Source organism: Microbacterium bandirmense, from assembly GCF_037204185.1.
GTDB classification, from domain to species: domain Bacteria; phylum Actinomycetota; class Actinomycetes; order Actinomycetales; family Microbacteriaceae; genus Microbacterium; species Microbacterium bandirmense.
This window is the reverse complement of record NZ_JBBDGM010000025.1, coordinates 1-10,085: the sequence shown is the minus strand read 5'-3', so window position 1 is coordinate 10,085 and position 10,085 is coordinate 1. Positions and strand designations below refer to the sequence as shown.

The following is a 10,085-nucleotide window of genomic DNA, read 5'->3' as shown; positions in this document are numbered from 1 at the left end:
GACCCTTGACGGGCCGCCGATTTGGGGGATGATCGGAGCATGAGCACCGAAGACCCCGTGATGCGACTGAGCGAAGAGGAATGCCGGCAGCGCCTGGCACAGCAGGAGCTGGGGCGGCTGGTCACCAGCGTCGGCGATGTGATCGACATCTTTCCGATCAACTACGTGGTCGATCAGGACACCATCGTCTTCCGAACCGCCGAGGGCAGCAAGCTCGTCGAGCTGACGGTGAACGACGAGGTGCTGTTCGAGGTCGATGATCACACCGACGCCGATGCATGGAGCGTTGTCGTGCGCGGCAGGGCACGGCGGATCGACACGATCGCCGAGCGCGAGGCCGCCGACCGGCTGGGTCTGGCGCCGTGGATCCCCACGCTGAAGTACAACTACGTGCGGATCACGCCCACGACGCTCAGCGGACGTGCCTTCCGCCGCACCGCCGAGCCCGAGCGCTACGGGGTGTCCGAGTATTGAATCAGTCGGGCGCGCCCGTGCGACGCACGCGGGAATGCGTCTCGGTTCGGTCGAGTGCGTCGGATGCCGTACACTGATGAGGCAGTTGTCTGCATCCTTCACCGTGCCCCGATGGGCACGCGGGGGAGGCGGATCCAGGGGCCACACGGTCTCTAGGGCGGTAGCTCAATTGGCAGAGCAGCGGTCTCCAAAACCGCAGGTTGCAGGTTCGATTCCTGTCCGCCCTGCGCGTCAGCGCACATGCTGACTCACGAAAGGTACGTGCAGGATGGAACAGGACGACGTTCGCGGCGAGATCGTCGCAGCAGGCCCGTACGCCCTGCGCGACAAGAAGCTCGGCTTCTTCGGGCGCATCGCCCTGTTCTTCCGCCAGGTGATCGGTGAACTGCGCAAGGTCGTAACCCCGACCCGCAAGGAACTGATCAAGTACACGGTCGTCGTGTTCGTGTTCGTGCTGATCGTGATGGGCCTGGTGTACGGCCTCGACTGGCTCTTCGGAAGCGTGACTCACATCGTGTTCGGAGTCCCAGCCGGCTGACGCACCCTTCGACGACCACGGGAACCCCCGCTGAACGTCGCAGTGAACGGAAAGAAGCAACGTGTCTGAACGATATTCCGACGATGCGGACTGGGCGACCGCCGCAGAGCAGTCGAGTGAAGAGGACGAGTCCCAGGAGGGCAACGTCCTCGCCGAGCAGGAGCAATCGGCCACTGCGGCCGAGCACGTGGCGCTGCACGTCGAGGGCAGTGAGGACGGGGCCGAGGAGTTCGGCAACGACACGGATGACATCGACATCGAAGACCCGGAGGCGGACGCGATCGTGAACGACGCTCTCAACCTGGACGAAGCGGCTGAATCAGAAGCAGCCGCCGAGGTCCTCAACGACGCTGTGGCGGAGGACACCGCCGAGGCCGAGGCTGCGGCCGCCGACGAGGTGGCCCCCTACGACGGCCCCGAACTCGGCGACGACTCCGACTCGGAGCAGACCGACGACGAGCCGGCCGAGGAAGACCCCTACGAGGCGTTCCGCATGGATCTGCGCATGCTGCCCGGCAAGTGGTACGTCATCCACTCCTACGCCGGCTTCGAGCGCAAGGTGAAGGCCAACATCGAGCAGCGCAAGTCGACGCTCGAGGTCGAGGACGACATCTACCAGATCGAGGTCCCGATGGAGGACGTCGTCGAGATCAAGAACGGCCAGCGCAAGATGGTCACGCGCGTGCGCATCCCGGGCTACGTGCTCGTGCGCATGGAGCTGAACGAAGACACCTGGTCGGTCGTCCGCCACACGCCCGGCGTCACCGGCTTCGTCGGCAACGCCCACAACCCGACGCCGCTGCGCTTCGAAGAGGCCTTCAACATGCTGAAGTCGCTCGTCGAGGTCAAGGATGTTCCGACCGCGAAGTCCATCGCGGCCAAGGGCGGCGTCGCCGTCGCCCGCCCGGTGGCGGCCGAGGTCGACTTCGAGGTCGGCGAGACGATCACCATCAAGGAGGGCTCGTTCGCGGGTCTGCCCGGCACGATCAGCGAGATCAAGCCCGAGAGCGGCAAGCTCACGGTGCTGGTGTCGCTCTTCGAGCGCGAGACCCCGGTCGAGCTGTCGTTCGACCAGGTCACGAAGATGGTCTGATCCGCTTTTCTTCACGCGATGCCCCGCTCGGCTCTGGCCGGGCGGGGCATCGTCTGTCTCGGGCATCCGATCAGGCGTGCTGCGCGGCCCAGTGCGGGCTCTGGATGAGTCCGATGAGATTGCCGAACGGATCGCTGACCGACGCCGAGTACCAGCCTTCGCCACGCTGGGTCACCGGATCGAATGACACCGCGCCGAGCGCGATCAGGCGATGGAAGGACGCCTGGATGTCGTCGACGTGCATGCTGACGAGTGCGCCGCCGGGCTGGGGGAGTGCGGGGCGGAAGCGGGCGTCCATGAGGGCGAACTCATCGTCGTCGTCACCGAAGCGCCACTCCGCGTACTGCGTCGGACCCTGTTCGGGGCGCACGAAGTACGGGGCCGAGTCGAACACCCGGGTGTACCACTCGACCGCTGCGGTCATGTCGTCGGCGACGAGGTTGAGGTTGGCGATTCCACGGAACATGTTGTCTCTCTTTCTGTTGGGTGCTGATACGTCTATGCTCGTCCGTGAAGTGATCACCGAATGATCACTTAGAAAAGATCTTCTGGAGATTCTTCGAGATGCGCGCCGACCGCTTGATCCAGGCGCTCCTGCTGCTGCAGGGGCGAGTGCGGATCACCGCTGCCGAACTGGCCGCAGAACTCGAGGTCTCGGTGCCGACCGCCCGCCGTGATCTCGAGGCACTGGCGATGTCGGGGGTGCCGATCTATCCCACGCGCGGTCGTGGCGGCGGGTGGCAGCTCATCGGCGGTGCGCGCACCGACCTCACGGGACTCACCGAAGGCGAGGTGACCTCGCTGCTGATCGCGCTCACGCAGAGCCTCGGTGCGGAGCCCGAGCGGATCGCCGCCATGCGGAAGCTGATGCGTGCCGTGCCGGAGCCGTTCCGGGAAGGTGCGCAGCGCGTGGCGGATGCCACCGTGCGCGACCTGCCCTGGGGTGAGGTGCAGTCGTCATCCGCGTCGGCGACCGTCTCGACGCTGCAGCGGGCGATCGCCCGGCGGCGTCGTGTGTCCATCGAGTACGACGGCTCCGGCGGGGCGGTGTCGTTCGAGGCGGTGCCGCTCGTCGTCGGCGCTCGCGGTGCGCGATGGTATCTGCTCGCCGCGCCACCGGATACCGACGCCGGCGTCGCGGACGTCGAGCGGCTGCGCACGTACCGCGTCGATCGCATCCGATCGGTCGTCGTCCTGGCTGACGGTGGAGGTGCGCCCGACGGGTTCGACGCCGTCGGCGAGTGGGCGCGGATGGTCGAGCGTGTGGAGGGGCTGCGTGGTGCTGTGCGCGCCTCGGCGCGCGTCGAACCGTGGGCGGTGCGGGCGCTGTGCGATCGGTTCGGTGCGCAGGCGCAGATGCGCGAGGCGGAGCCGGATGCCTCGGGCCGGGTGCTCGTGGAGGTGCGCGCACATCGCGTCGACGCCATCGCGGAGCAGCTGGCCGGGTGGACCTCCGTCGCCGAGGTGATCGGTCCTGCAGAGGTGCGCTCGGCACTGCGTGCACTGGGCGAGAGAATCGTCGAGCAGTACCGCGATGGCCCCCAGGATCGGGTGAACAGCCCCGGGTAGTCGACGGCGAGCCTCTCAGCATCCACCGCGATCTCGCGACGGAAGTCGCTTTCGTCGGATGTGCGCCCTGCCCGTGCGTCGGGTAGACTTACGTGGTTTGTGTGCGCGTTCGCGCGCCGCAGACGACCGCGTTCCGGAGATGCCGGACTCGCGGGAGAGCGGATGCAATCGGCATCGGCTCGATGAAAGGAAGAGGAAATGGCACCGAAGAAGAAGGTGACCGGCCTGATCAAGCTTCAGATCAACGCCGGTGCAGCCAACCCGGCGCCGCCGATCGGCCCCGCGCTCGGTCAGCATGGCGTCAACATCATGGAGTTCTGCAAGGCGTACAACGCCGCGACCGAGTCGCAGCGCGGCAACGTCATCCCCGTGGAGATCACCGTCTACGAGGACCGCAGCTTCACGTTCGTTCTGAAGACCCCGCCGGCAGCCGAGCTGATCAAGAAGGCCGCCGGAGTGCAGAAGGCCTCGGCCACCCCGCACACCGTCAAGGTCGGCAAGATCACGATGGACCAGGTCCGTCAGATCGCCGAGACCAAGCAGGCCGATCTGAACGCGAACGACATCGACGCCGCGTCGAAGATCATCGCCGGCACCGCCCGCTCCATGGGCATCACGGTCGAGGGCTGAGGGAGATAGAACATGGCTAAGTCCAAGGCATACCAGGCTGCCCTCGCCAAGATCGAGGCAGATCGTTTCTACACTCCCACCGAGGCTGTCGCCCTCGCGAAGGAGACCGGTTCGGCGAAGTTCGACTCGACCGTCGAGGTCGCGCTCAAGCTCGCCGTCGACCCGCGCAAGGCCGACCAGATGGTGCGCGGCACCGTCATGCTGCCGCACGGCACCGGCAAGACCGCTCGCGTGATCGTGTTCGCCAACGGCCCGGCCGCTGAGGCCGCGATCGCCGCTGGTGCGGACGAGGTCGGTGGCGCCGAGCTGATCGAGAAGGTCGCCGGCGGCTGGACCGACTTCGACGCCGCGGTGTCGACCCCTGAGCTCATGGGCCAGGTCGGTCGTCTCGGCAAGGTGCTGGGTCCACGTGGCCTCATGCCCAACCCGAAGACCGGCACCGTGACCCCCAACCCGGCCAAGGCCGTGGAGGAGATCAAGGGCGGCAAGATCGAGTTCCGCGTCGACAAGCACGCCAACGTGCACTTCATCGTCGGCAAGGCCTCGTTCTCGGCCGAGCAGCTGAACGAGAACATCGGCGCTGCGCTCGAGGAGATCGTGCGCCTGAAGCCGGCCAGCTCGAAGGGCCGTTACATCCAGAAGGGCGCTGTGTCGACCACGTTCGGCCCCGGCATCCCCCTGGACGTCAACGCCATCTGAGGAAGCAGAGAAGACCCCCGTCGCGTTTCGCGGCGGGGGTCTTCCGCGTTGATCGGATGCCCGTGTGTCGGACACCCGTGTCAGCCGACCAGCACGGGCAGCACCAGGTTCACGCCGAGGGTGATCATGACGACAGCGATGAGCGCGTCGAGCACGCGCCACGCGCGCGGCGTGCGCAACCACCGGCCGAGATGCCGTGCACCGAAGCCGAGCGCGAAGAACCACAGGAAGCTGGCGAGGATCGCCCCGGCGGCGAAGACCCAGCGTGCGTCGCCGTGCGTGGATGCCACCGAGCCGAGCATCAGCACGGTGTCGAGGTACACGTGCGGGTTGAGCCAGGTCAGGGCCAACACGGTCGCGATCGTCGGCGCAAGCCGGGTGGCCGCGCGCGACGTCAGCACCGACGAGGGGGCGTGGGACGTCGGATGCCCGTCATCGGATGCTCGCGGCGCGGGTGTTCCGGCGATGAGTCCCTGATCCTCACCGCGCCAGGCGCGCCGTGCGGCGAGCGCGCCGTACACGACCAGGAAGACCGCCCCGGCCCAGCGTGCGACGATGACCAGCCACGGGGCGTGCCCGACGAGCAGACCGAGTCCGGCCACACCGGCGGCGATCAGCGCAGCATCCGACAGTGCGCAGATCAGCACCACGGGAAGTACGTGCTCGCGCCGCAGACCCTGACGCAGCACGAACACGTTCTGGGCGCCGATCGCGATGATCAGCGACAGGCCGAGGCCGAGCCCGGCGAGGAAGGTGAGCATTCCTTCACGCTATTCGCGATAGGACATAAGCTCCAGCGAAGATAGCTTCACCTGCATTAGCCTGGCTTATGTGAAGATCGACGCACAGCTCGCAGCCACCATCGCCGCCGTCATCGACGAAGGCGGCTTCGAGGCCGCGGCACGCCGACTGCACATCACCCAGTCGGCCGTCAGTCAGCGTGTGAAGGTCGTCGAGCAGCAGATCGGGCGGGCCGTCGTGGTGCGTTCGCGCCCCGTGCGGGCGACCGAGGCGGGAGAGGCGCTCGTGCGCCTGGCCAGGCAGGTCGAGCTGCTCGAACACGATGCGCAGGTCGCCTTCGGTCTCGGCGACGCCGATGTCACGGCCGAGGCGCGCGTGCGGGTGCCGCTCGCCGTGAACGCGGACTCCATGGCGACCTGGTTCCTCGCTCCGATCGCGCGCGTCGCGCGACAGCATCCGATCGATGTCGACCTGCATCGCGACGACCAGGACTACACCGCGCGAATGCTGGAGTCGGGCGAGGTCATGGCGGCCGTCACCAGCGAGGCGGAGCCGGTCGGCGGCAGCGCTGTCACGCCCCTGGGTGTGCTGGAGTACCGGGCGATGGCGACGGCCGATTACATCGGGCGCTGGCTCGCGGACGGTGTCTCGGACGACGCTCTGCGGCGTGCGCCCTTCGTCGACTTCGACCGACGGGACACGCTGCAGCAGGGCTGGCTCCGCGCGCGGGGGATCGACCCGTGGTCGGTGCCGAGGCACTACGTCCCCGCCTCGCACGACTTCTCTCAGGCCGTGCGTCTGGGGCTCGGGTGGGGGCTGATCCCGGTGCCGCAGGCGAGCGATGACCTGATCGAGCTGGGGGAGCCGCGCATCAGGGTGCCGCTGTACTGGCAGCAGTGGAACCTGCGGTCGCCGCTGCTCGACACGATCGCAGCAGAGGTCGCGGCCGAGGCGAGGTCGGTGCTCGCCCCGTACTGACCGGCGGCCGCCGTCATCGGCCTGACGTGGTCCGAGAGGACTCGGTCCGAGAGGGCTCAGTCCGAGAGGACTCAGTCCGAGAGGACTCAGTCCGAGAGTGCGAGGGCGCGGAACATGTCGCGCTCGCGCAGCGAGTCCCGGCGACTCGGTGCGGCCTGCCCCTCAGAGGGCGGACGCTGGCCGGTGGTGCGGTGGTACAGCTCGTCGATCAGACGTGTCGCGAGTCCGACCAGCCGGCCGATCTCCTTGTCGTCCCGGTCGATCCACACCGCCCGGGGTTCGTCGTGCAGCGGCCGGAAGTCGTCGTGTTCCTCCCACACGAACAGGGTGCGCTCGGCGCCGAGCACGTGCTGCTGCCACCACACCTGCCGCAGGTAGTTGCGGGGGATGGTGCGCCACGACTTGTTGGTCGTCTTGATCTCGGCCAGCAGCACCCGGCCCTCGCCATCGACGCAGACGCCGTCGGGCGTGGCGAGGTGGCGTCGCTCGACCTGAGCATGGAAGAGCGCCGACGAGGGGAGGATGCTGTGCGTCGCCGCGACCCACGCGGCGATCTCGGGCTCACGACGTCGGCCGTGATCGGTGTAGGCATTGCCGCCGAAGCGGGGACCTGCACCGAGCTTGGAGTCGGCGGCGCGGACGATCGAGGCCTCTCCCGAGAGTCCGGCGACATCGGTGGCGGTGATCCCACGGGCGCGCGCCCGGAGCCAGGCGACCCGGTCGCGGGAGTCCGCGACGATACGGGCTTCGAGTTCCGGGGTCACTCCACGAGGTTACCCCTCACCCTCGGCCATCCCTTCCGTACACGCCGCCCCTTGGCATCCGCCGCTTTGCTCACCCCGGCCCGCGTCCCCCTTCTGAAGCCCCGCGGAATCTTCTTCGCCCCTGTCCAGCTACTCCGCCCCTGCTCATTTACGCAACTGAGCGGGGGCAGCGTAGTTGAGCAGGGGCGGCGGCTCGACGATGCGCGCAGGGACTCTCACTGCACAACGGGTGGCCGCGAGAAAATCAGCCGCGGGGCTGGGGATAACCCGGTCGAGGTTCCGGCGTTGCCGGAGGATCGGTGCATGCCGAAGGCCATCGACATCGCTGACGCCCGGGCTCTGATCCTGACGCGTGCGGAGCTTCGCGCGCGCGGATACTCCGAGCGCGACATTGAGCGTGCGGTGGCTGACCACGTGTACCGGCGTGTGCGCAATGACCGCTACGTGAGAGTGGAGGACTGGGAAGGCCTCTGGAACGAAGGTCGTCATCTTGTGAACGTGGTGGCGACGCAGCTCAATTCCGCAGAACCCGGACCGGTGTTCTGGGGGCCTTCGGCCGCGGTGCTCCATGCACTCCCGCTGTATCGGCTGGCGCCGAAGAACGTGCACGCGGTGATCTTGGGTGCGCGGCACGGTCGAACCGTGGCGGGCGTGACCTGGCACAGCATTCCCGTCGACCCTGCCGACATCGTCGAGGTCGACGGCATCCGATGCACCTCGATCGACCGCACGATCCTCGATCTCGCGTGCACGAGCGCGGCGACGGTCTCGCTCTCGGCTGCCGACGCCGCGCTGCGCGAGGAGTCGGTTCAGGGTCAGGTGCAGGATGCGGATGCCGCGGCGGAGTGGCAACGACGGATGCAGGCACGCGCCGAGCATGCTCACCGACCAGGCATCGTGCGCGCGCGACGGATCATCCACTTCGCGGACGGGCGAGCACAGCTGCCGGGCGAGAGCGTGAGCAGGCTGCACCTGGCGAGCCTGGGCTTCGCTCCACCCGACCTGCAGGTGCACGTGCGCGGTTCGAGGGGTGATGACTACTGGCTCGACTTCGGGTTCCGGCGCTCACGGTGCTTCGGGGAGTTCGACGGGCGGGGGAAGTACTTGGATGACGGCTTGCGCGGGGCACAGAGCACCGAAGAGGTCGTGCTCGCCGAGAAGGCACGAGAGGACGACGTTCGCGGTGTCACCGGTTGGCGCACCGCACGCTGGGGCTCTCCCGACATCAGGACCACCGCGATCTTCGGAGCGAAGCTGGCCGCTTTCGGCATCCGTCCCCCTGGGTAGATTCGGCGCTCCGCCCCTGCTCAGCTACTTCGCCCCCGCCCATTTACGTAACTGAGTAGGGGCGGCGTAGCCCAGCAGGGGCGGCGGCGGAAGGACGGAGTGGGGGCGGGCAGCGACAGCACGTGGGGATTTGGTGGGGGAGGGGGGATGCCGTAGGCTTGGGGGTAACCGAAGACCGCCGGTCATCGTCGTGTGCGCAAGCGCATGGTGATCGAAGCACTGCATCGCAGGGGCCCGCGCAGGTGTGCGAGATACTTCTTGAAGCTCCGTGCGCTTGCGCCGGAGCTTTTTCCATGCCGTGGGTGGTCGAGGTCGACGCCGCGCATCCGCGTGGCGTCCGTACACGTAAGGAGTGACCATGGCGCAGAAGGATGCAACGGTCTCCGAGCTCACGAAGTCTTTCGAGAACTCGAACGCCGTCCTGCTGACCGAGTACCGCGGTCTGACGGTTGCCCAGCTCAAGGAGCTGCGCAACAGCATTCGTCAGGACGCGGAATACGCCGTGGTGAAGAACACGCTGACCAAGATCGCCGCGAACAACGCGGGGATCACGACGCTGGACGACGACCTCAAGGGCCCGTCGGCTGTGGCGTTCGTGCACGGTGACTTCGTCGCCACCGCCAAGGCTCTGCGTGACTTCGCCAAGGCCAACCCGCTTCTCGTGATCAAGGGCGGCGTCTTCGAGGGCAAGACCCTCGACGCCGACGAGGTCAACAAGTACGCCTCGCTCGAGAGCCGTGAGGTTCTGCTGGCGAAGGCAGCGGGCATGATGAAGGCGACGATGGGCAAGGCTGCCGCCACCATCGACGCGCTTCGCGAAAAGCTGGAGACCGCAGAGGCCGCGTAAGCGACCGGCGATTTCCTCACCCAAACCCCATTTATTAGGAGATACATCATGGCGAAGCTCACCACTGAGGAGCTGCTGGAGCAGTTTGCTGGCCTTACCCTTGTCGAGCTCAGCGAGTTCGTGAAGGCGTTCGAGGAGAAGTTCGACGTCACCGCTGCCGCCCCCGTCGCCGTTGCCGGCGCTGCTGGTGGCGCAGGCGAGGCCGCTGCCGAGGAGGAGAAGGACTCGTTCGACGTCATCCTCGAGGCTGCCGGCGACAAGAAGATCCAGGTCATCAAGGCCGTCCGCGAGCTCACCTCGCTCGGCCTCGGCGAGGCCAAGGCTGTCGTCGACGGTGCCCCGAAGGCCGTCCTCGAGGGCGCCAACAAGGAAACCGCCGAGAAGGCCAAGGAGGCCCTGGAGGGCGCCGGCGCCACGGTCACCCTCAAGTAAGACCCCTGCGCAAGCACGGAAGGCCCCGGGATT

Annotated in this window: 13 protein-coding genes and 1 tRNA gene; 11 read left to right on the top strand and 3 right to left on the bottom strand. The window is 67.4% G+C overall.

The genetic code is table 11. The annotated features are described in order from the left end of the window. The first annotated feature begins 39 nt into the window (after positions 1-39). The 4 genes from WDU99_RS17055 (at position 40) to nusG (ending at position 2,105) form a co-directional block, all read left to right on the top strand. Positions 40-474 (top strand): pyridoxamine 5'-phosphate oxidase family protein, encoded by a 435-nt coding sequence (locus WDU99_RS17055; protein WP_337333672.1) that lies wholly within the window; start codon positions 40-42, stop codon positions 472-474. Positions 475-628: 154 nt separating this feature from the next. Then, positions 629-701 (top strand) — tRNA-Trp (locus WDU99_RS17050). A 41-nt stretch (positions 702-742) separates the two neighbouring features. Then, on the top strand, positions 743-1,012 hold the full coding sequence (secE, locus tag WDU99_RS17045) for a preprotein translocase subunit SecE (protein ID WP_337333671.1): 270 nt from the start codon (positions 743-745) through the stop codon (positions 1,010-1,012). Positions 1,013-1,073: 61 nt separating this feature from the next. Continuing rightward, a complete protein-coding gene (gene nusG / locus WDU99_RS17040; protein WP_337333670.1) occupies positions 1,074-2,105 on the top strand; it encodes a transcription termination/antitermination protein NusG in 1,032 nt (343 codons plus the stop codon). A 70-nt stretch (positions 2,106-2,175) separates the two neighbouring features. On the opposite strand, the gene WDU99_RS17035 is transcribed toward nusG, so the two are convergent. Then, positions 2,176-2,571 (bottom strand): VOC family protein, encoded by a 396-nt coding sequence (locus WDU99_RS17035; protein ID WP_337333669.1) that lies wholly within the window; start codon positions 2,569-2,571, stop codon positions 2,176-2,178. 98 nt (positions 2,572-2,669) lie between these two features. Here WDU99_RS17035 and WDU99_RS17030 point away from each other — a divergent pair, with 98 nt between their 5' ends. From WDU99_RS17030 to rplA, 3 genes are all read left to right on the top strand, one after another. Next, on the top strand, positions 2,670-3,674 hold the full coding sequence (locus WDU99_RS17030; RefSeq protein WP_337333668.1) for a helix-turn-helix transcriptional regulator: 1,005 nt from the start codon (positions 2,670-2,672) through the stop codon (positions 3,672-3,674). A gap of 198 nt (positions 3,675-3,872) precedes the next feature. Beyond that, positions 3,873-4,304 carry a 50S ribosomal protein L11 gene (rplK, locus tag WDU99_RS17025; protein WP_337333667.1) on the top strand — a complete coding sequence of 144 codons (432 nt, stop codon included), beginning with the start codon at positions 3,873-3,875 and terminating at the stop codon, positions 4,302-4,304. A 12-nt stretch (positions 4,305-4,316) separates the two neighbouring features. Next, positions 4,317-5,003, top strand: coding sequence for a 50S ribosomal protein L1 (rplA, locus tag WDU99_RS17020; protein ID WP_337333666.1), 687 nt, complete (start codon positions 4,317-4,319; stop codon positions 5,001-5,003). A gap of 80 nt (positions 5,004-5,083) precedes the next feature. On the opposite strand, the gene WDU99_RS17015 is transcribed toward rplA, so the two are convergent. After that, complete coding sequence (locus WDU99_RS17015; protein ID WP_337333665.1) at positions 5,084-5,764, bottom strand: LysE/ArgO family amino acid transporter; 681 nt, start codon at positions 5,762-5,764, stop codon at positions 5,084-5,086. Positions 5,765-5,834: 70 nt separating this feature from the next. Between WDU99_RS17015 and WDU99_RS17010 the strand changes: the two genes are divergently transcribed. After that, a complete protein-coding gene (locus WDU99_RS17010) occupies positions 5,835-6,722 on the top strand; it encodes a LysR family transcriptional regulator ArgP (protein WP_337333664.1) in 888 nt (295 codons plus the stop codon). A gap of 86 nt (positions 6,723-6,808) precedes the next feature. Here WDU99_RS17010 and WDU99_RS17005 read toward each other — a convergent pair whose 3' ends face one another. Further along, positions 6,809-7,486 (bottom strand): YqaJ viral recombinase family protein, encoded by a 678-nt coding sequence (locus tag WDU99_RS17005; RefSeq protein WP_337333663.1) that lies wholly within the window; start codon positions 7,484-7,486, stop codon positions 6,809-6,811. A gap of 303 nt (positions 7,487-7,789) precedes the next feature. Here WDU99_RS17005 and WDU99_RS17000 point away from each other — a divergent pair, with 303 nt between their 5' ends. From WDU99_RS17000 to rplL, 3 genes are all read left to right on the top strand, one after another. Further along, complete coding sequence (locus WDU99_RS17000; protein WP_337333662.1) at positions 7,790-8,773, top strand: hypothetical protein; 984 nt, start codon at positions 7,790-7,792, stop codon at positions 8,771-8,773. A 358-nt stretch (positions 8,774-9,131) separates the two neighbouring features. Then, the gene (rplJ, locus tag WDU99_RS16995) at positions 9,132-9,620 is read left to right on the top strand and encodes a 50S ribosomal protein L10 (RefSeq protein WP_337333661.1); all 489 of its coding nucleotides are present in this window, start codon (positions 9,132-9,134) and stop codon (positions 9,618-9,620) included. Between the two features lie 48 nt (positions 9,621-9,668). Next, positions 9,669-10,052, top strand: a complete 384-nt coding sequence (gene rplL / locus WDU99_RS16990) for a 50S ribosomal protein L7/L12 (protein ID WP_337333660.1) — start codon at positions 9,669-9,671, stop codon at positions 10,050-10,052. Positions 10,053-10,085: the final 33 nt, after the last annotated feature.